Source organism: Enterobacter cloacae complex sp. 2022EL-00788 (genome assembly GCF_026627565.1).
GTDB lineage: Bacteria > Pseudomonadota > Gammaproteobacteria > Enterobacterales > Enterobacteriaceae > Enterobacter > Enterobacter pasteurii.
The window spans coordinates 22,559-45,760 of record NZ_JAPNMC010000003.1 but is presented as its reverse complement, the minus strand read 5'-3'; the positions used below and the strand labels follow the sequence as shown (position 1 = coordinate 45,760).

Sequence of the window (23,202 nt, the reverse complement as noted above, 5' to 3'; positions counted from 1 at the left end):
AGCATTGTAAAATCAGAGAAAAGAGTGTGACAAATCGTGCGATTGACGGATAAAAAGGAGGCTGACCGCCTCCTTACGCGCTTTATTTCTGCATGACCTGCAAAATACCGCGATCGCGTCCCTTCGTTTTATTCCACGACGCGTCCGTAATACCGTTTTCATCAAGGCTAAGCGATATCACAACACCATCGCCATGAATCTCGTAGAAATGCGCATTCAGGCGTTTTACGCTGGCTTTTTTACCGTTAACCGTAGCGTTAAAAAAGCCGTTTGAAACCGTGGCGCTAACCGTGTTTGAGGTTAATGAGGCTTCCCGCAGGGGATCGTGAACCGCTGTCGTTCGATCGCCTTGTACCGCGTTTTCCGCTTTCGTTTTGCTGATATCGCAAGAACCGTCGGTAGCGCTAATTTGCGTGCATCCCGAACGTTCCAACTGGGCACGATAATGTGCGCTAATGGCGTGCGCGGGCATTACGACAACGGAGAACAGTAATACGATCGGCGTTAATTTCGTTTTCATAAAATAAACCTTAGCTGTGGTGATAGTGTTTTTGGCCAGCGTCTGCCGCTCGGGCTGCATCTGCGTTGCTCGGGCGAGACATATCCCACAAGCATGATTATCATCATTAACTTTTTCATTTATCGCCTTAATAACGACATAAATAATATGAGACGTACATTATGCCGATCCAGATCCCAACGGAAATCAGCATCAGGTACAGGGCTGCGGAAATAAAAATATATTTATACATGCGCGTTGCTATCAATTAATGCCCATTAAAAGGGCGAAGTTTTAAAAGCCCAAACCTATCCCAACCGATGCCCCCATGTTATTCGCGGTATCATCAGAGAAGCTCATTTTACCGATGACGTGGGAAGAAAAGTTTACCGACGCGCCGACGGCAAGGGCGCTTTCGCCGTTATAGGTCGCACCGCCTGCTGAAAACATCACGCGCTGGTTAGTTTGCACCTGTGGTAAACCCGCCATCGCCATCGCGCCCGAAATACCGGCATTTGCCTGTTTCTTATTATTGTCCACTTCTTCACGCAGGGATTTAAATTGCTGGCTGGTGGCGTTATTCATTGCCTGCAAGGTCTGCCTGGTCGCTTGCAGCTCCTGCGTTGCTGCGTTAACCGCCAGGCTATTTTTAGCGACCTTAGCCTGGGTTGCCGTGTCGACTTGTTTTTGCGTAACGGTGGTTGTCACGCCATCTTTGCCGTTATGGCCATTTACGCCGTCACGACCGTTTATTCCCGCGAGGCCCTGTGCGCCGGTGTCGCCTTTCGCTCCGGTTGCTCCTGTATCGCCTTTGTCGCCCTTAGCGCCGTCTTTACCATCAACACCATCTTTAGGAACAGGCTGACTTTCAAGCTTTTGAATGCGGGTTTCATGATTATCAAGAACAACATCCTGATTATCGTTAGTAGCCGAAATCAGTTTGTCAGAATCAATTCTTGCTTGTTTTTCAGTGCTGATTCGATCGTTAAGTTGGCGATCGGCAACTAAACGGGTGTCTGCTTCCTGGGTAATCTCACCCTGAATAGCATTACTTACAGTGGTGAGTTTCTTTCCTACACTATCAGCAGCGGTAAGAGCATTATTAGCTGTATCTTGGGCAACCTGCGCTTTATCAGAAAGCGCTTGTTTAGATGTTTGCAAATCAGCATTTACACCATCAATAGCAGTAGTATTAGCATTGATGGTTTTATCTTGTGCTGCATTGTTACTAATACGTTCATTAGCCTCAGCAGTGAGATCGCCACGTAAAGCAGATATTTTATCTGCGTTATCAATGGTAACTCCCTGAACAGTATTAATAGTGTTTGTATTAACGTTGATAGCAGCGGTGTTAGCATCAATCTGATCCAGATCGTAGCTTTTAACGCTTTCATCTTGCCCTTGCAGGTGAATGAAGACGCCTTGTGTACCTAAGCCGCTAACGTCTTGAATGTAAACATCACCAGCATTAACAGTATTAACGAAAAGAGCACCAAAAACAGCAATAGCAATCGCTGATTTATAAAGAGATTTCATTTAAAAAGACTCGCGGCAGAAGAATTTAAAATTAAAGATTAAATAAGTGATAACGGAGCTAAACTATAAATAGTTTAGTCTTGCAAGTGTTGATGCAGATCACCTTTTACACTTATTACGATGCAGTTAGAGGTGGTGTTTTTAGTGTTTTTATAAATACTATTTCGAATGAAAATTAAAAATTCGCAAGCTGAAAGTAAACATTAAAGAGCACGGCTTAAAGGCAACAACTTAATAAAAGATTAGATTACCTAACTTTGCTAAAGTGAGATTTATTATCATCTTTTACGGTGTCGTTTTGTTTAGGTTTTCTCTCTCGAAGGAGTGGGTAATAATAAATCGAAAACCCTTGCGCCAGAACTACGCTCCCGGTTACACTAAAAAAGCATTAGTTTTTAATGCATAACTGATTCTTTTATAAGTAATTTGACTCGGGGTGTGAATAGCCACGAATAATCTAGACACTTCCGAGCCGTTGATAGTACTGGTTTTCATATTCTGCCGGTGACATCTGATTGCTCGAACCATGCCGACGCTTACTGTTATAAAACATTTCGATGTAATCAAAAATATCGCTGCGGGCTTCTTCCCACGTTCCGTAGATCTTTTTCTTTATCCGCTCGCGTTTCAGTCACAGGAAAAAGCTTTCTGCAACCGCGTTATCGTGACAGTTACCGCGACGGCTCATACTCCCTTCCAGGCCGTGTGATTTCAGGAACGACTGCCACTCATGGCTTGTGTACTGACTACCCTGATCAGAGTGAACCAGCACCTGTTTTTGGGGATTACGCCGCCATACAGCCATCAGCAATGCGTTCAGGACAATGTCCTTTGTCATCCGGGATTGCATTGACCAGCCGATAATTTCGCGTGAGAACAGATCAACAACCACGGCAAGATACAGCCAGCCTTCGTGGGTCCTGATGTAGGTGATGTCCGTTACCCAACGCTCATCCGGAGCATCCGGATTGAACTGCCGCTGGAGCCTGTTGGGCGACACGATACAGGCCTCGCCTTTACGTGCCCGCGTGCTCCGGTATCCGACCTGAGCCTTTATCCCGGCACGTTTCATCAGTCGCCAGACTCTGTTGACTCCGTACAGTTGCCAGGTATCCCGCAGATCCAGATGGATCTTGCGATAACCATAGACGCAACCGGATTCCAGCCAGAACTGTTTAATCTCTCCTGTCAGTCTCAGGTCTGTCTGATGGCGTTGTGAATGCGGCTGCTGAAGCCAGGCGTAAAAGCCACTTGGATGAACATCCAGCACCCGACAGAGCAGGCGAACAGGCCAGCAACTGGTGTTGTCACGGATAAAGGCGTACCTCAGTCGCACTGCTTTGCGAAGTACGCCGCGGCTTTTTTAATATGTCCCGTTCGTCGGTAACCCGCTTCAGCTCTTTCTGGAGATGGCGGAGCTAGGCCTGAGCATCTGACTGTTCTTTATGAGTGGAAGAATCCGGACCGTACTTCGTTATCCAGGCGTAAAGGCTGCGAGTGGTGATATCGAGACGTGTTGCAACGCTGGAAAGAGAATGACCGCGATCAACAACCTGTTTGACTGCTTCAATTTTAAACTCTACGGGATAACGCTTAACGCTCATGGGCACTTCTCTTTAAGTCATCTTGAATGACTCTGAGGTGTCTGTTAAACCTGTGGCGATTCTGGGTGACGCGGATTTGTATGTTTTGTCTAACCGATGTGGAATTTCGTTGTTTAAATTGGCGAAGAATGTATTTCGACATTCTCCGCTCATATTGCGCTGAGCCTGGGATTGAGGCGTTATGGTAGAGGTATAACAGTATAAGATTGGTTTACAAAAGTTCTGAAGACCTATCAGGGGCTCCCTCTCTGCCACTATAGTACGTGATTACCCTAATGCCTGATTGAAATCAGATATCAAATCTTCGGCATCTTCCAGTCCAACAGAGACACGAACCAAGCCATCCGGGATGTTCATTAGCTTGCGCACTTCTGCTCCTGACTCCCAAAAAACAGTTGGAGCAACAGGAATGGCAAGCGTACGAGTATCCCCCATGCCCGTAGCGCGGGATACGATGCGCAGCCGATTCATCATGGGCATTAACGCGTCAATGTCAGCTATCTCGAACGATAGAAGCCAAGAACCAGCCGAAAAATTATTCTGGGCGTACTCATGCTGAGGATGGCTGGGTAAAAAAGGATACAGTACATTTTTTACTTTCGGATGCATTTCAAGAAACTTCGCCAGTTTCAGTGCGGTCGCGCTACTACGTGCCACTCTCAGCTCCAGCGTTTCCATCCCGATGGCAATTTGATGCGCATGTTCAGACGAGAGCGAAGCACCCATGTCACGAAGCGCTTTCTTACGAAGCTGGTTAAGCCCCCACATCGTACTATCGCCTTTCCGATAGCTCTCTGAAATAGCAGGATACTGACGCCAGTCGAATAACCCTGTATCCGTTACAGCGCCTCCCAGCGCTGCGCCGTGACCGCCCAGTGTTTTGCTTAACGAGTTGATAGCAAGCCCTGCACCTACTTTTTTAGGGCTAAAGAGTACCGGAGAGGTGATCGTATTATCTATGACAAACAAGATCCCTTGTTTCTCGCACAGCTTACCAATGCCCTGCAAGTCAGGAACTTCTGTACCTGGGTTCGCGATGGTTTCAAGAAAGACCATTCTTGTTTTCGGCGTGATCGCATCTGCTACATCTTGTATGCAGGTGGAATCGACTTTACTGACACCAACACCTAATCCTGATAGGGTATCAAGTAGACTGTTGGTTCCTGCAAAGACGTAGCGGCTAGTCACTAGATGATCGCCTGCACGCAGCATCGTTAGGAATACCGCCGCAATGGCGCCCATACCGGTCGCGAAACAAACGCTCCCGATACCGTTTTCCAGCATAGTCATTTTAGATTCAAGCGCTGCTGTCGTTGGCGTTCCAGTCCGCGAATAGTTAAAAGCTCCTTTAAGCTTGCCCTGAAAAACATCAAGCAAATCTTCTATCCGTTCGAAGTCATACTGAACGGCAGTGTGAATAGGCTTGCGGATCGCCCCGTGCTCAACGCCAAAATGACGGTCGGCATGCACAATCCGTGTCGTTAATGAATTCTTAGACATACAAAATCCCATTTTTAAAAAATAGTTAGCGACTCACTCTTCCATTGACGTTAGAGGTTGAGACATATCAGATGTAGGAGATACACGGTAACGTTCAAGAAAAGCGCTATAATCTTCGAAACCAACTACCATTTCTTTTACGTTGTTATATCCACGCTTACGATTACGCTGGATCTCTTGCAATTCATTCAGACGTTGACGAAATGCTTCCGTCATCGGGATTCCCAATTCTCCGTATACGCGTTCCATAGTACAGGGAATGTTTTCCAGCAGCTGAGAATAATCGACATATGTAATTGCTCCTTTCTCTTCTAGTTCCTGGCAAAATATCATCTGTTGCTGGCACTGACGGATACGGAAATTAAGGTTGTCCTCATGATAACCGGTCAATGTATTTGGATTAATATCATGTTTCGCACGTATAGAGGCATCTGACGCTGATATGTATGAGTTCACAAAGCCACTGGGTTCCCGACCAATGCAAAGGAAACGAGCATTGGGAAAAGCAGAATAGAGTTCGCGATAGAAATCCGCATTTTCATTTTCTTTTGTTAACCACATTCGCCCGTTGCCCCGATGGTATGCGGCACGACGTACAACCCCAGCCAGACTATGCACCAATTTCCTTTTTGCGAAGGAGGATAATGCGCCGACGGTCTCTATCCGGCGCAGCACGTTTGCAAACGGAAAACGACGATAAGTGAAATAATGGTGGTACATATTTTCTTCAAGAAAAACACCGTGCCCCTCAATGGACCCTAGCGTATGGACATGCATTTTCGAGGCCAGACGCCCCTGCTCAGTATTGGGCCAGTAGTCAATCTTTTCGAGGTGCTTACGGATGCCCAGAAAATCAAACAAGCGCCACGCAATAATACTTGGTACCCGCCAATCCAGATGCTTTAAAGTGAAGAAATTTTTGTCATCTTCCGCAAGGGTGCGCAGCAAAAAAGTGGTTCCACTTCGCGGCTGGCTTATAATAAATAAGGGACCCATAACTTCTTGCTTACGGTAAGCTCGAACAAAGATGTCATCCAGACGATAAAGCAGACCCGAAAGGGGCAAATAAAAGAAACTTTTTACCAAATACCCTACCAGTGCACGTTTTTCTTTTCCCGAAACTTCCTGGCTTTTGATACTTGAATAAAAAATAATAAAATACGAATGCCAAAGCGGAAATGGACTACTAACATATATTACAGCAATAACACCAAAAATCGAAAGCGCGACTAACATTCACCTCTCCTTTATTGAGTAGATAGCTAAATAGGTCATTATTTGAGTAAAAGGTAGTCTTCACTTGAACGACGAAGCGCCAGCCCTGTCTTGTCTGCGGCAGTCATAATGATCCATTCCGTCAGCAAGCTGACCTCTACGGCTGACGAGCTTACCAACTGGAAATGCCAGGGATACCAGGTACTGTTCATGTCCGGCACCTGCATCCCCGAGGTATAGTGATAAGAGAGATGAGACAGGAGTGGACGAAAATCGGCATCCCAGGTCTCGCTGGTGAAATCGTCAGCCAACCGTCCCGGATACTTCGGCCCCAAGCTGCGGGTCGCAGCCGCGCGTACCGGCGTAATGTCCTGGCAGATCGCTGGCATGCGTCCCGTCAGGAAAATCTCCAGTAAGAGCTCATAAGGATCGATATCGGTTGCCAGGTTGAACACGGCCGGAATGTTTCCACCCATTATGCGCGGGTTTATTTCCACCAAAACCGGGCCTTCTGGGCCGTAAATCAGTTCAATGTGGAAAATGCCTAAGTTTAGCTTACAAGCGCGCACGACATCTGCTGTGTACTCAAACATAGCATCACGGATCGTCACTGACACAGGCGCGGGGATAACCGTGCCCAGCTCAATAGCCGGATTTTCAGTGCAGCGTTTACGCCAGGACAGAACCAGCGGCTGTATTACCCCCCCGGCAACCGCAATTTCAACCGAGAACAGCGGCCCTTCCACATAGTGTTCGAGCAACGTTTCAGCAGACATTGCGTCAAGGTAGCCCTCCGGCCCTTCAACCGCAACTTGCAGGCTGGCAAAATAACTCACCAGATCATCGTCATTCACCAGCTTCAGCGCACGAAGACTCGCAGCACCGACCTTTGGCTTCGCAATCATTGGATAGCCAATGTGCCGAGCCGCCTCTCGTGCCGCTTCAAGACTCTCAACCACAGCGTAAGAAACTGAGGCCAGACCGCATTCTGCAATCTGTTTACGACAAAGCGCCTTATCCTGAGAGAGATGTACTGCTTCTGGTTCTATACCCGGAAGTCCTAACGCCTTGGCGCACTTGGCCACCGAGGCCACATTAACTTCAATCACGGTAAACAGCGCATCAATTTTTCTTTCATCATCAATGGTTTTTAACGTCGCCAGCAGCGTCGCTTCGTCCTGCGCGGTGTCGAGGGTTACCACCCTGTCGCTCAGTTCAGGGACTCGAAGGTTGTCAAAATTAACCACAAGTTCTTCCAGCCGACGCGAACCAATAAACGTGACATAGTGACCCGCCCGTTTAGCGGCACGAAGTGCACGCAGCCCGATACGGTTAGAATCTACGATAACAATATGCATGACTTACTCTCCTTCACCTACGGCACTGGACACGCGTTTTTTGCCGAGAAAAACATTGATTAAAACGGGGATCATCAGCGCCAGGACAATAAAGCTCAGCGTGACGGAGCCAAAGTTAAGTTGCTCAACCAAGATACTGCCGAGTAGGGCAACCACAATCATTGCCCCCAATCCCAACGCATTAGCATTGGCCACAATTTTGCCAAGCTGTTCAGGTGGCGCGGCGACAATTATGTAGCGCTGATGGACGGCCCATGCCACCTCAAATAGCAGCGCAAACAGGCCATAGACGGCAAGACCAGGGACCGCGGACGTGATAAAGGGGAGCGGCAGCATCAGCGCCAGAGTGAGTAAATGCGAAACAGGGGCAGTAACGGTATAACGGTTGCCGGATAGATCCAGTCGCGCAGCAAAAATTGCGCCCAGAATGTAAGCAAAACTCGCAATGGTTTGTATCAAAGCAATCCCGGACGGATCCATGCCCAACTGTTCTGTGGGATAGACCGAACGCGCGACGTTCTGATACCCCTGATAGAGCGCAACGGTCGAGACATAGTAAATAATGGACATGCGTAGGCGAGGATCGCGTACGGGCGTGTGAAACGATGTCCCGTTCGCTGTTGGTATTTTAACGTCGTTTAGTGGCGCTGGCAGGCGCGTATACAAAATACCCGCGGCCAGGTGACAGATCATACATAGTCCCAAAATGGCTTCCAGCGGAAGCACGGATAGCAATAGTGCCCCCAGCAGGGCACCGACTCCGGCCCCCCCCAGCATTGCCGTGTTATAGTAGGATGCCGCCTGATTCAACGCTTGGCCAGAAAAGTAATTTTTCAGAGCCACCGCGCGTGCCATCTTGGACAGAGAGTCTAACCCACCCTTCAACAGAAGAAGAAAAATCATGACGTAATAAGAACCGGAAACGAACGCAATGGCTGGAACAATTAGCGCGCTGGCAAATTCTGACGTCCGTAGCAGATTACGGGGTGAGAATCTTGCCCCCGCCCGCCGGATAAGCGGCAAAGCCAACACAGCAGGTAACCACTGGGTTAATACGACCATATTCGCCGCAAGAGGAGACGCGCTGTCATTAAACACGCGCGCGGCGAGAACCATTAATAGGAAGAACGTTGACAGGGAGGCAAGGAAAATTGCCGTCCAGATTTTCAGAAAAATCGATCGCGTCACACGACCGGAATGCTCCTTGGTAAGCGTCAGCGGATGATCCCATGCGCTAGAACGATTATGGAACAAGCGTTCAAATCGGCTGTGCCCAAGGAACTTACGCCATGCCCAGACAGGTATGAACAGAAGAACATACAGGGCAGTAGTTATGACTTTCAGCATTGTAACTTGCCTCATAATTTAATCGAGAGCGATTTCTGTACGCCAGTCCGAATCGTTCTCCAGGGCGGGTTGTTCTTCCTTACGCAAGACACAATTACCCAACACTAGGAGATCGATATTAGTTCGCATAAAACAGAGGTATGCCTCAGCCGGCGTGCATACAATGGGCTCTCCTCTGACGTTAAAAGAGGTGTTTACCAACACGGGATAATCCGTAAGCTCATCAAACTTTTGTAATAGTCGAGCCAGAAGCGGATTCGTTTCCGGATGCACGGTTTGTACACGAGCTGAATTGTCAACATGGGTGATAGCGGGCATCGTCGAGCGAACATCATTGATTGAGCCAAGATGACGGTTTTCAACAGGTTTAAGCCACTTTTTACGCACCTCTGAAACCACCAACATATAGGGGCTTTCCTGACGGATATCGAAGAATTCCGATGCACGTTCAGCAAGCACCATAGGAGCAAAAGGTCGGAACGACTCGCGAAACTTTATTTTGAGATTCATGGTTTTTTGCATTTCAATGTTACGTGGATCGCCTAGAATAGAACGCGCGCCCAGCGCCCTTGGCCCAAATTCCATTTTTCCTTGGAACCAGCCCACAACCTTGCCAGATGCCAGCGCTTCTGCTGTAAAACTCAGCATTTCTTCCTCTGATAACAGCTGATGGGGAATATCTTGTTCATTCAGATAATTCATCACCCTCTCGTCACTGAATGCCGGTCCCAGGTAAGCCCCCTGCATTGCATCTCGGTGACCAGAAGCTGGCTTCATTCGTTTTTGTTGACATTTAGCATCCTGCTCCAACGCAATACCAAGCGCACACCCGGCATCACCCGCCGCTGGCTGGATCCAAATCTCATCGAAGATCCTCGCCCGTGAAAGACAGCCGTTCGCCACACAGTTCAAGGCAACGCCGCCAGCGAGACAGAGACGGTCCTCTCCCGTCAACTGCTTCGCTGCTCTCGCCAGGCCTAATACCACCTCTTCTGCAACCTTCTGAATTGAGGCAGCAAAATCACAATCGTCTTGCGTGATTACACTTTCTGGTTGACGTTTGGAACGACCAAACAAGGATTCAAATTTTTCACCCACCATGTTCTGTCCCTGAAGGAATGTGAAATAGTTCATATTAAGGGAGAATGATCCGTCGCAACGAAGCGTAATAAGCTCATCGAGAATTTTTTGTGCGTAAATCGGTTCGCCATAAGGGGCAAGCCCCATAAGCTTGTATTCACCTGAATCGACTTTGAAACCGCAGAACTCGGTAAATGCTGAATAAAGCAGTCCGAGTGAATGTGGATAGGAGATTGCATTTTTCAGCGTGAGGTCAGAACCCTCTCCGTGCCAGATAGTGGTCGTTTGCCATTCGCCTACACCATCGATACACAGCACAGCTGCACGATTATAGGGAGAAGGATAAAACGCAGACGCCGCATGAGAGCGATGATGCGTACCGTAAATGATATTTACCTTGGGGTGCCCGCGATTAAGTTTCAATAGCGAAGACATGATCTGTTTTTCTGGCCGCGCCTTCCAACGAATCCATTCTGGAAAGACCCGCTGAAAAGCGGCAAGACCTCCCGGTCCCGCGCTGGCAAACGAGGAAATTAAACGTTCGAACTTAAGATCTGGAGCATCATAAAAGCTAATTGACGTCAAGTCACTAAGCCCTACACCTGCCTCATCCAAACAATAACAGATGGCATCTGCTGGGAAGCTGCTGTCGTGGCGTTTCCTACTGAATCTTTCCTGTTGCGCAGCGGCAATAATTTGTCCTTCAGACACCAGAGCTGCTGCGCTGTCATGGAAATAGGCTGAAATACCTAAATGATAATGTCTCACTCTACCACCTCGAAGGAATGGAATTGACGGTGTAACAAGGGGGAAAGGTCACTCGAAAATTGCAGATCTCGCTTATGTGAAGAAAAGAAATTCAGCTGTTCCGGTGAATTAACAACAGGAGCAAGAGACTCGTAACCAAGTCGTATACGTGCCCAAGTTGCTTCTACGGGAATCAGATCTTGCGAGTATTGCATCCATGCATCAATCGCCTCTGCGGCCCAAGCTGCATGCCCAGTTGAGACGTTATCTATGGTGTTATGTAAATCGACAAAAGTGGTCGGCAGTCCATAATGCTTGAGGAAACGGTGCGCGTTTCGGTAAGTGCCGCCGACCCCGGACAGTTCCATCGCCAGATTCATACCTAAAATTTCCGGTCGGAATGTTAACGGAAATTTACCGAGGCAAAGCCAGTAAACCGGGAGTTGAAAAGCGTCATCTGCAAACCGTATATCTTGCGCAAAAGAAAGGCTGCCAGTTGCAGGTAACGTTATCGACATTGCAGCGAGAACATCTCGGTAAATTTTCGGATGATTAAGTCTCCACTGACCATTACCGAGCTCATCCCAGAATGTCTCAAACAGAGGACTTCCCGTGCGACTAGAGGCCAGCGAGATGTCAGTAAATCCTTGAAGCCAAGCCCCATCAATCAGGGTGAGTGGTGCTAGTTGTAGCGTCTGCGCAATGACAGATTCACGCGAAGGCATATCGACGTTTTGTGAGGTACTAAAATTCTGAGCATGTGCATCATGCGACGTTAACAACCATTCCCTGAGTATGCCCGGAGACCAAGTATGTGGGAAAGAACGAGGATTTTTGTCGAAAGATTCCTGTGCTTTCTGGAGCCAGAAGTGGCAATAACTTTTGGCAAAATCACGTAAGTTTGGGGTAAGTGCCCTCCCTTGTAATAGGTAATATGCGCTGCGGATGTCGCCAGGTTGGGCTCCAAGTGAGCAATCGCCAGCACGAACCTCACAAGAGAATGAGGCTACGCAAACTTCAGCGGGTAAAATTGTCTCGCCGTTGTTAGGAGCATCGGTAAGGCTGAGTATCCAGTTACGGATCGTTAGAAGATCTTTCTGGCTAAAGATGCGGAACATCGCTCCATTGTCTGACACCAAGCCATTAATCAAAACACTACGATCAGGAGCCCCTGGACGAACCAAGCGGCTGCAACCAAGAGCATCAACCAGAGGAAGGGGATTATCACGAGCCTCAGCAAACCACTCTGAAAGAGGGCGTCCCTCAAGAATAAATCCTGCATGATAAACCTGAGCTTCACGAGCTCGTTCCTGAATAAGGCTAGCCATCGCGAGGCGGGGATTGCACATCGAGCGCGTAATCGTAAGTACAGCATCATCCAGCTCCTGCAACAACGCCTCGAATAAGCCAATGCCGAAGGCTATTCTCGTCCGGGCTGTTTGTTCAGCACACAGGCTGTTGAAAAGCTCTTCAGTAATCGGCTGTACTATCTCTCCGTAAGAAAGGGCAGCACCGCGTCCGACTCCCATGTTTAGGTGCATTAGCGCCGATTCATTAACATCGAGCGATTGCCAGGCAGGCAAAAGACCAGCGGTTCTCCAAGCAAAATCGAAACCAATAAGTTCATAATCAAAAGCGTCACTGCGCCTGCTCATAGCGTAAAGTATGGCGGGAAACTTAAAGCATATATCACGAATTTCACGAATATCACTCAACTCCCGGCTGCCAGCTGACATATTCGAGACGCCTTGGGTACGCGCGAGTGAACAGAACCGGTCAAAGCGAGAATTTTCTGCCTCTCCCACTCCAACATCATCGGCAAGCAACGTAAGAAGACGTAAATGCACTGCATCCTCAAAAACGCCCGGTGCGCTCATTCCGTGAAGCGCCACTCCCATACTTGCTGCAAGGGGAGCGGTCTGCTGAAGAATAATATTTTGCACAGACGAGCCATGCCCTGCGAATTCATGAAATTGCTTCCAGCGTAGTGCTAAATTTTTCAATGTTAAAGTGAGCGAAGAAACACATGATGTAATATTTCCGCTCAGGGGGATTTGTTCAGGAAACAAACTATAAATATTATCTACGTCCAGATAAATCTCCGGACGCACCGAGTAAGCAAAAACAGCTCGCCACATAAGCCCCTCATAAATAAATAACGAAATACCTTCCAATTATGTTGCGATGTGCCTCAGAACATAGGATAAATAGAGGGATCGTCTTTTTTCTTTTTCTTTTTACGTACGAATAACATTTTAATTGCAAGAATAAGTCGCTTCATGATTTCCTCTTTTTCATCGCAAGTTGTTCAATCAAAATGCGGGCAACAATGTCATGCCCTTCATCTGTGAAATGAATACGATCAACAAAAAGCCATAAATCATCCGAAATGGAATCCTGAATGGCCGATGTCAGATCGATAAAAGAAATACCCAGTTCGTCACACGCCGCAGCCAGTTTGTCACGGTATGTTTCATAGGTCTCTTGACTAAGAATATCCCCGTACTGCTGGGCAAATCCGCCCAATTTCTCACGTTCAGCAAAAAGTAATTCCTCTTCTTTTGCCCCACGGACACGCACCCAGTTTGCTAGAGGTTGCAACACAAAAGTTAGGGGGGCCTTCATATCTGAGCAAAGCGCTGACCAGTTTGATAGGTTCCGTCTCGTGAGTTCAACAGCATAGGAAATCTGTTCTTCGAGAGAAGGAACATCATCATGCTCTACTGCCTTCCTACGACTAACCCATCGTGACACACGAGTCTCCTGGAAGCTCTGCATGGCACTATGAAACTGGTTGCCCATAAAAAAAGCACCATGTTCTTGCCGAAAACGCGCAGGTAACCGCGCCAGCCCAAGATCGTTAAAACCAGACATTAAAACGACCTCATCAATCTCAGGCAACAGGTGGCGATTAAGCGAAAACAGAATCATTTCCTGTGTAGAATTAAAACTACGCCCCCCGAAGTTAATCCATGGAGATGTATGCGGATCATTTATACTCATCCGTGACGCCAGGGTATGACAGTCCGCGCTTGCTCCTATACCGAATACCGTTGAACTCCCAGCGATAATGCGGCAACTATTAAGTTGACTGCAATCACCAACAGAATATATTTTTCCGCAGGCGTTACTATACCTGAAGCCCCGACTATCTGTATTAACAACAGATGATCGATGATTATACGGATGAAAGTACATGACATAAGGAAGCCAATTTATTTTGCCATTATCAGCAAACTCTTTCGAATATGCCAACATCTGCGGAGTTAATTGTTCCACATAACTCATAGCATCTCCCTTGTTATATTCTGGTTCCTGATGTGGACAGACTTAGTAATGAACCATTAATATGTAATCATTAATAAATGATGAATTAAGCATGGCTTAACTTGGTTTTTTTGAGCCATTGTCACTTGGCTTATACAATTTTTAAAGAATATATCCAGATCTTTTTTCTCTGAATTATTCGTAGTTCTGTGAATGTATCGTTATCGGTAGAAACATGTCAATCACAATTAATTTACACTTTGGGTGAGATAATTTCTGCATGTGTTACCCGCCATCTACTCCTAGCGGTTTTTTCATCTGATTAGTATGTCTTACGTAACACTAAAAACTAAATTTCGAAAAAATAAATTCTTTTCCAATAGACATGAAAAAAATTCAACATGAATTAATATGATAATAAAGAGGAAATAATTAACAAAGTTAATGGCCTAAAGCCCGTGAATCACGAGATACTATTTACAGTCTTTGTGAGGTACGTGCTTCCTAGGGTCACTTTGGTGATCGAAAATTATTGTACGCTAAGGTTGTTTTTTGACTTTTCGACTTTAACTGGCCTTAGCCGACGAAACTTACTGGAAGCCGATATCCGGTTGCTTTTCCATATATAATCACTTGTGGATAAAGTGCATATGTACCCGGGGGATGAGTATTGAATCGCCACAGGTTTAACAGACACCTCAGAGTCATTTAAGATGACTTAAAGAGAGGTGCCAATGAGCGTTAAGCGTTTCCCGTAGAGTTTAAAATTGAAGCAGTCAAACAGGTTGTAGATCGCGGTCATTCTCTTTCCAGCGTTGCAACACGTCTCGATATCACCACTCGCAGCCTTTACGCCTGGATAACGAAGTACGGTCCGGATTCTTCCACTCATAAAGAACAGTCAGATGCTCAGGCCTAGCTCCGCCATCTCCAGAAAGAGCTGAAGCGGGTTACCGACGAACGGGACATATTAAAAAAAGCCGCGGCGTACTTCGCAAAGCTGTCCGACTGAGGTGCGCCTTTATCCGTGACAACGCCAGTTGCTTGCCTGTTCGTATGCTCTGCCGGGTGCTGGATGTTCATCCGAGTGGGTTTTACGCCTGGCTTCAGCAGCCGCATTCACAACGCCATCAGGCAGACCTGAGACTGACAGGACAGATTAAACAGTTCAACCCGGAAGCACCGGATGAGCGTTGGGTAACGGACATCACCTACATCAGGATCCACGAAGGCTGGCTGTATCTTGCCGTGGTTGTTGATCTGTTCTCACGCAAAATTATCGGCTGGTCAATGCAATCCCGGATGACAAAGGACATTGTCCTGAACGCAATGATGATGGCTGTATGGCGGCGTAATCCGCAAAAACCGGTACTGGCTCACTCGGACCAGGGCAGTCAGTACACAAGCTATGAGTGGCAGTCGTTCCTGAAATCACACGGCCTGGAAGGGAGTATGAGCCGTCGCGGTAACTGTCACGATAACGCGGTTGCAGAAAGCTTTTTCCAGTGACTGAAACGCGAGCGGATAAAGAAATAGATCTACGGAACGTGGGAAGAAGCCCGCAGCGATATTTTTGATTACATCGAAATGTTTTATAACAGTAAGCGTCGGCATGGTTCGAGCAATCAGATGTCACCGGCAGAATATGAAAACCAGTATTATCAACGACTAGGAAGTGTCTAGATTATTCGTGGCTATTCACACATCATTATTGACGGTCTCAAGATCAGCTGTTCCCGCTTGTCATTTGCATTTCAATTGGAATTGGCAAAAGCACTTCGACTGCATGAAGAAAACGTATGCGGTTTAAATCATCATGACTGAATAATTTCCTTAAGCCGCCTTATGGGCGGTTTTTTTGTGCCTGCCATTTATCTGTGGGACACAACGTGAGACACAAGCTGGGACACAGAGGAATTTTTAGGGTTGAGTCTTTGGCTTCCCGCTGGCATGATCCAGAACAGGGATTAACGGGACGTTAATCGCAAGCTTTTGATTTTTTTTGTAAATGACTCGGGGTGCCCTTCTTTGTGAAGGCTGAGAAATACCCGTATTACCTGATCTGGATAATGCCAGCGTAGGGAAGTCAGATGCCTTCCCGGTCATCGCTTCTTCACGTACGGCAGGAGCGAAACCATGCAGACTAACCTGCTCGATCTACCTGTTTTACATCATTTCCGAACCCGTTCCCCGCTTACACACTGTATGACTAACGACGTCGTGCAGACGTTCACCGCCAACGTTCTGCTGGCGCTTGGCGCATCGCCGGCGATGGTGATCGAAGCCGAAGAAGCCGAACAGTTTGCCGCGCTTGCCGACGCGCTGTTAATCAACGTTGGCACGCTTACCGCCCCGCGTGCCCAGTCGATGCGCCGGGCCATAGAGAGTGCGGTGGCCGCAGGCAAACCCTGGACTCTGGATCCGGTCGCGGTAGGCGCCCTGACGTTCCGTACCCGCTTTTGCCACCAGGCACTTTCTCTCAAACCCGCGGCTATTCGAGGTAACGCCTCGGAAATTCTTGCCCTCACCGGCATGAGCGCGGGTGGACGCGGCGTGGATACCACCGATACCGCGGCGAGCGCGTTGCCCGCTGCGCAGGCGCTGGCCCGCCAGACCAGCGCCATAGTGGTGGTGACGGGAGAGGTGGATTACATTACCGACGGCCAGCGAACCCGCACGGTTACGGGGGGCGATCCGCTGATGACCCGCGTGGTGGGAACGGGCTGCGCGCTCTCTGCGGTCGTCGCCGCCAGCTGTTCGCTGCCGGGCGACAGGCTCGACAACGTGACGGCGGCCTGCGGGTGGATGAAGCGCGCGGGGGCGATTGCCGTATCCCAGACCCGCGGCCCCGGAAGCTTTGCCGCTGCTTTTCTGGACGCGCTCTACGCGCTGGAGGAGCGGGTATGAAACGCATTAATGCTCTCACCATTGCGGGTACCGATCCAAGCGGCGGGGCAGGGATCCAGGCCGACCTGAAAACCTTCTCCGCACTTGGCGCGTACGGTTGCTCTGTCATCACCGCGCTGGTGGCGCAAAACACGCGCGGCGTACAGTCGGTTTATCGCATTGAGCCAGATTTTGTTGCCGCGCAGCTGGATTCGGTATTCAGCGATGTACGCATTGATACCACCAAGATCGGCATGCTGGCAGAAGCCGATATCGTTGAAGCGGTCGCCGAACGGCTCAGGCATTATCAGATACAAAACGTGGTGCTCGATACCGTGATGCTGGCAAAAAGCGGCGATCCGCTGCTCCCGGCCTCCGCCGTCGAAACGCTGCGTAAGAAGCTACTGCCGCAGGTGGCCCTGATCACGCCCAACCTGCCTGAAGCCGCCGCGCTGCTGGATGCGCCACACGCCCGGAACGAGCGCGAAATGAAAGAGCAGGGGAACGCGCTGCTGGCGATGGGGTGTAGCGCGGTGCTGATGAAGGGCGGCCATCTTGATGACGCAGAAAGCCCGGACTGGCTCTTCACCCGCGACGGCGCGCAGCGCTTCACCGCACCGCGGGTACAGACCAAAAACACCCACGGAACGGGCTGTACGCTCTCTGCGGCGCTGGCGGCGCTGCGTCCGCGCCACGCTGACTGGGCGGGTGCGGTGCAGGAAGCCAAGGTATGGCTCTCCGGCGCGCTGGCAAAAGCGGATTCTCTGGAAGTGGGTCACGGTATTGGTCCGGTTCACCATTTCCATGCATGGTGGTAAGCCGTATACTGGCAGGAAACCTTATGCCAGAGAAAAACAGAGATGGAACAAGCGCATACCCGGTTAATTGCCCAACTCAGGGAACGCATTGCCGCGCCAGACAACATGCCGTTGTACCTGAAATTTGCCGAAACGGTGAAAAACGCGGTGCGCAGCGGGGTGCTGGCACACGGGAATATTTTGCCCGGCGAGCGGGACCTGAGCCAGCTCGCCGGGGTATCGCGTATTACGGTGCGTAAAGCAATGCAGGCGCTGGAGGAGGCTGGCGTCGTCACCCGCGCCCGCGGCTACGGCACGCAGATCAACAATATCTTTGAATATTCCCTCAAAGAGGCGCGGGGTTTTTCCCAGCAGGTGGTGCTGCGCGGGAAAACGCCCAACACGCTGTGGGTCAACAGAAGCGTCGTGAAGTGCCCGGAAGAGATTGCCCGCCAGCTTTCTCTGGAGCCAGAGAGCGAGGTGTTTTTGCTTAAGCGCATCCGCTACGTGGACGACGATGCGGTATCGATAGAGGAGTCCTGGGTACCGGTAGGGTTAATTCCTAACCCGGACGACATTGGCGTCTCGCTGTATGATTACTTCCGCAGCCAGAATATCTTTCCGCAGCGCACCCGTTCACGCGTCAGCGCCTGTATGCCGGACAGCGAATTTCAGGCGCATATTAAGATGGACGATAAAATACCGGTGCTGGTTATCAGGCAAGTCGCGCTCGATCAACAGCACCGGCCAATTGAGTACAGCATCAGCTACTGCCGCAGCGATCTATACGTTTTTGTGTGCGAGGAGTAATGCCTCGCGCGTGGGGGCACAGTCTCCACCGCGATGGCTGACCACCCAGGCGGCGACGGCGTTGCCAAGCCGCACCGCCTCAGGCAGTGACCAGCCTGCGGCCAGTCCGGCAAGCAGGCCACCCGCATGGCTGTCACCCGCACCGATGGTATCGACGACGGTTGCTGGAAAAGCCGGAACGTGCCCCGAAGCATCACCGTCATACCAGACCGCCCCGTCTTTGTCGTGGCGCACGATCAGCGCAGCGCCGAACCGGTGTTGCCACTGCGCGCCGAGGTTTTCTGCATTCACGCCAAGCCATTCGGCGGCGAGTTCCGCCTCCTGGCGATTGAGCGAGACGATCGGTTTACGGGCCATGATCCGCGCCATCAGCGGGTCCGGAATATCCGCAATGCGCGGACCGAAATCGATAAAGGCGGTCACATCCTGAAGGTTTTCCAGCCAGGCCGTCAGCAGTTCGCCGCTGGGTGAAGCCAGCTGGTAGCCGGACAGATAGACCAGGCTTTTCTCTGGTACGCTTAACCCGTCCAGCCAGCCCTGCTGCCACTGGTTCTCCACGCCGCTGAACGACATAAAGGTGCGTTCACCGTCGGGCTCCACCAGCGCCAGGCACCAGCCGTTATCGCCCGTTTCCGCTTCTACCGCACTGTGCAGATCCTGCTTTGCCATGGCGTTACGGATAATATCTGCCCACACGCCGTGGCCGACGGGGAGTGCATTTTGCGCGGCAATGCCGAGCCGCTTCAGGGCGATGGCAATATTTAGCGCGCAGCCGCCAATATTCACCCCCTGCTGCTTCAGTTCGATATCACACCCCCGCCAGGGCAGGGCGTACGCGTCGGCAATCACGTCGATGACGGCCGCACCAAGCACCGTGACCGGCCGTGTGGCATGAAGGGTTTCAAGACGGTGGGCAAAAGCGCTCATACCCCCTCCCTTTGCTCCCTGAAGTGCAGCAGCTTGTCGCAGTAATGGCCGAAATCAAGCCGGTTCACCGCATCAAGCTCGTGCTTAAGCGCGGGATCGATCGCCTGCACGCCGTGCAGCGCGCCGCAGATTGCCGTTGCCATCGCACCTATGGTGTCCGTATCGCCGCCCAGGTTGGCGCACAAAAACGCGCAGCGGTTCGGGTCGGTTCCCGCCAGTTCGACCATCGCAATGGCTGCCGGAACGGACTCAACGGTACTCGTTCCCGCGCCAATAAGCTGATAGATCTGCTCGCTGGCCGATTCCGTACCGTTGGCTTCACGCACGGTTTTCAGGGCCAGCTCAATGCGTGCCGAGAGCGACGCGCTGAAGGTGGTGGTGTTCGCCTCCTGGGCCGCACGGGCGATACCCGGCAGGGCATCGGCGATGTTCTGCCAGCTTTCGCCGTCGATGGCGCGCGATACCGCCCAGGCGATGACCACAGCCCCGGCGATGGCGAGATCCGATTTATGCGTCGGGCTGGAGGCCATCGCAACCTGTTCCACAAAGTGCGCCAGGCGCGTGGCCGGCAGCAGGCAGCCCAGCGGGGAGGCGCGCATCGCCGCCCCGTTGGTGACGCCGTTGTTTTCCAGCTCGCTCACCGGCCTGCCGTCACGGATGGCGTTCAGGGCGATTTTGGACGTCGGGCCGAGCACATTCTTATTGAACGCGTCGAAGTCCAGCGCCCAGCGCAGAATATGTTTACCGATAACATCCGGATCGATTTCTCCGTCGCATTCGATAATCGCATCGGCCAGGCACAGCGCCATCGACGTGTCATCCGTAAATTCCGCCTGCTTAAAGTAGCAGGCGGCATTATTCTCAGCCGGGCCGGGTAAGAAACGGTCGATCCAGCCGAAGTGCGCTTTCACCCGCTTGCGCGGCCACAGCTCCGACGGCATCCCCATCGCATCCCCTAACGCCTGCCCATAAAGGGCACCGAGAATACGGTCTTGTTTCATTTAACTTCCCCTCGTGTCAGCGCGGTATCGCCATCAACCACCTCAATTGCGGTGATCTCTTTATCCGATTCGCGGAAAAACAGCATAAACAGCACGGCAATCACCACAATCATGATTGCGCCAAATGTCCACATTCCGGCCCAGTTGAAGGTCTGCCCATTCACCGGCTCTTTGTAAGCGAACATTTTTTCCATCATCACGCCGCCCAGGCGGTAACCCAGCAGGCTACCAAAGCCCTGACAGCACAGCGTGATCAAGCCCTGCGCCGCGTTGCGCATATGCACAGGCGCTTTTTTATCCACGTAGATGTACGCGGTAACGTAATAGAAGTCATAGCTCACGCCGTGCAGCAGGATTCCGAGGAACAGCAGGGCGTAAGTGAAGTACTGCTCCGCGCCGCCGTAGACAAAGAAGCCGTAGCGAATGGCGGCGGTGATCAGGCCCAGCAGCAGGACCTTCTTAATACCAAAGCGTTTGGTAAAGAACGGCAGCGCGAGCATGAAGAAGATTTCAGAGAACTGGCCGAGCGTCATCCAGCCGGTGGCGTTTTTCATCCCCACTTCGGTGAGATAGCCGTTAGCAAAGATGTAGTAGAAGGCCAGCGGCATGGCGAACAGGAACGAGCAGAAGAAGAACACCAGGAAGTTCCTGTCGCGAAGCAGGATCAGCGCATCCAGCCCCAGCATCACCCTGAAGTCCAGCTTGCCGGTACTCTTCGGCGGGGTATTCGGCAGGAACAGCGCGAAGACGCCAAGCAGGAGAGAGCTGGCTGCGGTCATCAGCAGGGGAATATTGGTGTCAGAGATATCGCTATAGCCCATCATCTGCGGCAGGAAACCGCACGCCAGGCCGGAAGCAATCCAGCCAATGGTTCCCATTACGCGAATGCGCGGGAAGTCGGCCTCCACGTCATCGACGTTCGCAAAGGCGATACTGTTGGTCAGGGCGATGGTGGGCATGTAGGTCAGAGAGTAGGCCAGCAGCAGCGGGAAGAAGGTGCTGAACTGGGTTTGCTGTGCGGCGAAGTACATCAGAATGGCGCCGGCGAACATCAGCACCGCCAGCACCTTCTGGGCGGCGAAGAAGCGGTCCGTCAGCGAGCCGACCAGGATAGGAGAGAGGATCGCGGCAATGGCGGTACAGGCATAGGACCAGCCGATTTCCCCTGCGGTAAACCCGCTTTTACTCAGCCATAGCCACAGCGGCACAAACCAGGCGCCCCAGATAAACCATTCAACGAACATCATGAATGACAGTTGGACTTTCGTTTTCATTTTTTAATCCTGCATGTCAGAGGTACGCGAGTAACATACCATGTGATAATACCTTTTAAATACCTTTAAGGCGATTGTATGATCAGTGTAACAAAAATGTTGTACACGAAACGAGCCAGCAGATTGTGCTTAAAAAAGTTGCACATGGTGGAAAATAGAGTAAGTCGGTACCAGGCTTAGTCTGCCTGCAAAAAACGCAGGTTTGGATCACACGTGCCGACATCACGTCGGACTTACGGGAGCATCACTATGACTGATATTGCGCAGTTGCTTGGCAAAGACGCCGACAGCCTTTTACAGCATCGTTGTATGACCATTCCAGCCGACCAGCTTTATCTGCCTGGCCATGACTACGTAGACCGCGTTATGGTCGACAACAACCGTCCGCCTGCCGTCCTGCGAAACATGCAGACGCTATACAATACCGGCCGTCTGGGCGGGACAGGCTACCTCTCTATTTTGCCCGTTGACCAGGGCGTTGAGCATTCTGCGGGGGCGTCGTTTGCCGCGAACCCGCTCTATTTCGATCCAAAAAACATCGTCGAGCTGGCGATTGAGGCGGGCTGTAACTGTGTCGCCTCCACCTACGGCGTGCTGGCTTCCGTATCGCGTCGCTATGCCCACCGCATTCCGTTCCTCGTCAAACTGAACCACAACGAAACCCTGAGCTACCCAACCGAATACGACCAGACGCTGTACGCCAGCGTCGAGCAGGCGTTCAACATGGGCGCGGTAGCGGTGGGGGCGACAATCTATTTCGGCTCCGAGCAGTCGCGTCGTCAGATAGAAGAGATTTCCGCCGCGTTCGAGCGTGCGCATGAGCTGGGCATGGTGACCGTGCTGTGGGCCTATCTGCGCAACGCGTCGTTTAAGAAAGACGGCGTGGATTATCACGTATCTGCGGATCTCACCGGCCAGGCAAATCACCTGGCGGCGACCATTGGCGCGGACATTGTGAAGCAGAAAATGGCCGAGAATAACGGCGGGTATAAAGCGGTGAACTTCGGCTACACCGATGACCGCGTTTACAGCAAGCTGACCAGCGACAACCCGATCGATCTGGTGCGCTACCAGCTGGCGAACTGCTATATGGGCCGCGCCGGGCTGATTAACTCCGGCGGTGCGGCAGGCGGCGAAACCGACCTGACCGACGCGGTACGCACGGCGGTGATTAACAAACGCGCGGGCGGCATGGGGCTGATCCTCGGCCGTAAGGCGTTCAAAAAATCCATGGCCGACGGCGTGAAGCTGATTAACGCGGTTCAGGATGTGTATCTGGACAGTAAAGTCACGATCGCTTAAGTTTTTTTCCCCTCACCCTAACCCTCTCCCCAATGGGGAGAGGGGACCGTAA

General features: G+C 50.9%; 16 protein-coding genes, 2 pseudogenes and 1 riboswitch. Of the genes and pseudogenes, 5 read left to right on the top strand and 13 right to left on the bottom strand.

Features of this window, described 5'->3' with window-relative positions:
* Positions 1 to 82: 82 nt before the first annotated feature.
* The 10 genes and pseudogenes from OWK27_RS05050 to OWK27_RS05005 form a co-directional block, all read right to left on the bottom strand.
* Positions 83 to 520, bottom strand: coding sequence for a hypothetical protein (locus OWK27_RS05050; protein WP_242172159.1), 438 nt, complete (start codon positions 518 to 520; stop codon positions 83 to 85).
* 273 nt (positions 521 to 793) lie between these two features.
* Positions 794 to 2,035 carry a YadA-like family protein gene (locus tag OWK27_RS05045; RefSeq protein WP_242172160.1) on the bottom strand — a complete coding sequence of 414 codons (1,242 nt, stop codon included), beginning with the start codon at positions 2,033 to 2,035 and terminating at the stop codon, positions 794 to 796.
* Between the two features lie 457 nt (positions 2,036 to 2,492).
* A pseudogene (locus tag OWK27_RS05040) lies at positions 2,493 to 3,639 on the bottom strand (IS3 family transposase).
* A 267-nt stretch (positions 3,640 to 3,906) separates the two neighbouring features.
* Entirely contained in the window at positions 3,907 to 5,139 is a 1,233-nt protein-coding gene (locus tag OWK27_RS05035) for a cystathionine gamma-synthase family protein (protein ID WP_242172161.1), read from the bottom strand.
* A gap of 33 nt (positions 5,140 to 5,172) precedes the next feature.
* Positions 5,173 to 6,375, bottom strand: coding sequence for a sulfotransferase (locus OWK27_RS05030; protein ID WP_242172162.1), 1,203 nt, complete (start codon positions 6,373 to 6,375; stop codon positions 5,173 to 5,175).
* A 38-nt stretch (positions 6,376 to 6,413) separates the two neighbouring features.
* Positions 6,414 to 7,712, bottom strand: coding sequence for an ATP-grasp domain-containing protein (locus tag OWK27_RS05025; RefSeq protein WP_242172163.1), 1,299 nt, complete (start codon positions 7,710 to 7,712; stop codon positions 6,414 to 6,416).
* A gap of 3 nt (positions 7,713 to 7,715) precedes the next feature.
* Positions 7,716 to 9,059 carry an MFS transporter gene (locus OWK27_RS05020; RefSeq protein ID WP_242172164.1) on the bottom strand — a complete coding sequence of 448 codons (1,344 nt, stop codon included), beginning with the start codon at positions 9,057 to 9,059 and terminating at the stop codon, positions 7,716 to 7,718.
* Positions 9,060 to 9,077: 18 nt separating this feature from the next.
* A complete protein-coding gene (locus tag OWK27_RS05015) occupies positions 9,078 to 10,907 on the bottom strand; it encodes a carbamoyltransferase (protein ID WP_242172165.1) in 1,830 nt (609 codons plus the stop codon).
* Entirely contained in the window at positions 10,904 to 13,024 is a 2,121-nt protein-coding gene (locus OWK27_RS05010; protein ID WP_267589954.1) for an iron-containing redox enzyme family protein, read from the bottom strand. The genes OWK27_RS05015 and OWK27_RS05010 overlap by 4 nt, the downstream gene beginning before the upstream one ends.
* Before the next feature lie 139 nt (positions 13,025 to 13,163).
* The gene (locus OWK27_RS05005) at positions 13,164 to 14,174 is read right to left on the bottom strand and encodes an SGNH/GDSL hydrolase family protein (protein WP_252004403.1); all 1,011 of its coding nucleotides are present in this window, start codon (positions 14,172 to 14,174) and stop codon (positions 13,164 to 13,166) included.
* A 745-nt stretch (positions 14,175 to 14,919) separates the two neighbouring features.
* Between OWK27_RS05005 and OWK27_RS05000 the strand changes: the two are divergent.
* The 4 genes and pseudogenes from OWK27_RS05000 to OWK27_RS04985 all read left to right on the top strand — a co-directional run bounded on the left by OWK27_RS05000 (position 14,920) and on the right by OWK27_RS04985 (position 18,646).
* A pseudogene (locus OWK27_RS05000) lies at positions 14,920 to 15,836 on the top strand (IS3 family transposase).
* Between the two features lie 321 nt (positions 15,837 to 16,157).
* A riboswitch (TPP riboswitch) is annotated at positions 16,158 to 16,254 on the top strand.
* Between the two features lie 35 nt (positions 16,255 to 16,289).
* A complete protein-coding gene (gene thiM, locus OWK27_RS04995; RefSeq protein ID WP_267589953.1) occupies positions 16,290 to 17,060 on the top strand; it encodes a hydroxyethylthiazole kinase in 771 nt (256 codons plus the stop codon).
* Complete coding sequence (gene thiD, locus OWK27_RS04990; protein WP_252004400.1) at positions 17,057 to 17,857, top strand: bifunctional hydroxymethylpyrimidine kinase/phosphomethylpyrimidine kinase; 801 nt, start codon at positions 17,057 to 17,059, stop codon at positions 17,855 to 17,857. The genes thiM and thiD overlap by 4 nt, the downstream gene beginning before the upstream one ends.
* Positions 17,858 to 17,899: 42 nt before the next feature.
* Positions 17,900 to 18,646 carry a GntR family transcriptional regulator gene (locus OWK27_RS04985; RefSeq protein ID WP_148418267.1) on the top strand — a complete coding sequence of 249 codons (747 nt, stop codon included), beginning with the start codon at positions 17,900 to 17,902 and terminating at the stop codon, positions 18,644 to 18,646.
* On the opposite strand, the gene OWK27_RS04980 is transcribed toward OWK27_RS04985, so the two are convergent.
* From OWK27_RS04980 to OWK27_RS04970, 3 genes are read right to left on the bottom strand one after another with little or no spacing between them, the layout of a single operon-like run.
* A complete protein-coding gene (locus tag OWK27_RS04980; protein WP_148418266.1) occupies positions 18,620 to 19,573 on the bottom strand; it encodes a PfkB family carbohydrate kinase in 954 nt (317 codons plus the stop codon). The two genes, OWK27_RS04985 and OWK27_RS04980, sit on opposite strands and share 27 nt — an antisense overlap.
* Complete coding sequence (locus OWK27_RS04975; RefSeq protein WP_148418265.1) at positions 19,570 to 20,574, bottom strand: ADP-ribosylglycohydrolase family protein; 1,005 nt, start codon at positions 20,572 to 20,574, stop codon at positions 19,570 to 19,572. Before OWK27_RS04975 ends, OWK27_RS04980 begins: the two co-directional genes overlap by 4 nt.
* The gene (locus OWK27_RS04970; RefSeq protein ID WP_267589952.1) at positions 20,571 to 21,848 is read right to left on the bottom strand and encodes a nucleoside permease; all 1,278 of its coding nucleotides are present in this window, start codon (positions 21,846 to 21,848) and stop codon (positions 20,571 to 20,573) included. Before OWK27_RS04970 ends, OWK27_RS04975 begins: the two co-directional genes overlap by 4 nt.
* A gap of 249 nt (positions 21,849 to 22,097) precedes the next feature.
* Here OWK27_RS04970 and fbaB point away from each other — a divergent pair, with 249 nt between their 5' ends.
* Complete coding sequence (gene fbaB, locus OWK27_RS04965; RefSeq protein ID WP_000129585.1) at positions 22,098 to 23,150, top strand: class I fructose-bisphosphate aldolase; 1,053 nt, start codon at positions 22,098 to 22,100, stop codon at positions 23,148 to 23,150.
* Positions 23,151 to 23,202 lie beyond the last annotated feature (52 nt).

Bases quoted from the DNA above. Each gene is read 5' to 3' on its own strand.
- OWK27_RS05050 (WP_242172159.1), bottom strand. From the start codon at position 520: ATGAAAACGAAATTAACGCCGATCGTATTACTGTTCTCCGTTGTCGTA.
- OWK27_RS05045 (WP_242172160.1), bottom strand. From the start codon at position 2,035: ATGAAATCTCTTTATAAATCAGCGATTGCTATTGCTGTTTTTGGTGCT.
- OWK27_RS05035 (WP_242172161.1), bottom strand. From the start codon at position 5,139: ATGTCTAAGAATTCATTAACGACACGGATTGTGCATGCCGACCGTCAT.
- OWK27_RS05030 (WP_242172162.1), bottom strand. From the start codon at position 6,375: ATGTTAGTCGCGCTTTCGATTTTTGGTGTTATTGCTGTAATATATGTT.
- OWK27_RS05025 (WP_242172163.1), bottom strand. From the start codon at position 7,712: ATGCATATTGTTATCGTAGATTCTAACCGTATCGGGCTGCGTGCACTT.
- OWK27_RS05020 (WP_242172164.1), bottom strand. From the start codon at position 9,059: ATGCTGAAAGTCATAACTACTGCCCTGTATGTTCTTCTGTTCATACCT.
- OWK27_RS05010 (WP_267589954.1), bottom strand. From the start codon at position 13,024: ATGTGGCGAGCTGTTTTTGCTTACTCGGTGCGTCCGGAGATTTATCTG.
- OWK27_RS05005 (WP_252004403.1), bottom strand. From the start codon at position 14,174: ATGAGTTATGTGGAACAATTAACTCCGCAGATGTTGGCATATTCGAAA.
- thiM (WP_267589953.1), top strand. From the start codon at position 16,290: ATGCAGACTAACCTGCTCGATCTACCTGTTTTACATCATTTCCGAACC.
- thiD (WP_252004400.1), top strand. From the start codon at position 17,057: ATGAAACGCATTAATGCTCTCACCATTGCGGGTACCGATCCAAGCGGC.
- OWK27_RS04985 (WP_148418267.1), top strand. From the start codon at position 17,900: ATGGAACAAGCGCATACCCGGTTAATTGCCCAACTCAGGGAACGCATT.
- OWK27_RS04980 (WP_148418266.1), bottom strand. From the start codon at position 19,573: ATGAGCGCTTTTGCCCACCGTCTTGAAACCCTTCATGCCACACGGCCG.
- OWK27_RS04975 (WP_148418265.1), bottom strand. From the start codon at position 20,574: ATGAAACAAGACCGTATTCTCGGTGCCCTTTATGGGCAGGCGTTAGGG.
- OWK27_RS04970 (WP_267589952.1), bottom strand. From the start codon at position 21,848: ATGAAAACGAAAGTCCAACTGTCATTCATGATGTTCGTTGAATGGTTT.
- fbaB (WP_000129585.1), top strand. From the start codon at position 22,098: ATGACTGATATTGCGCAGTTGCTTGGCAAAGACGCCGACAGCCTTTTA.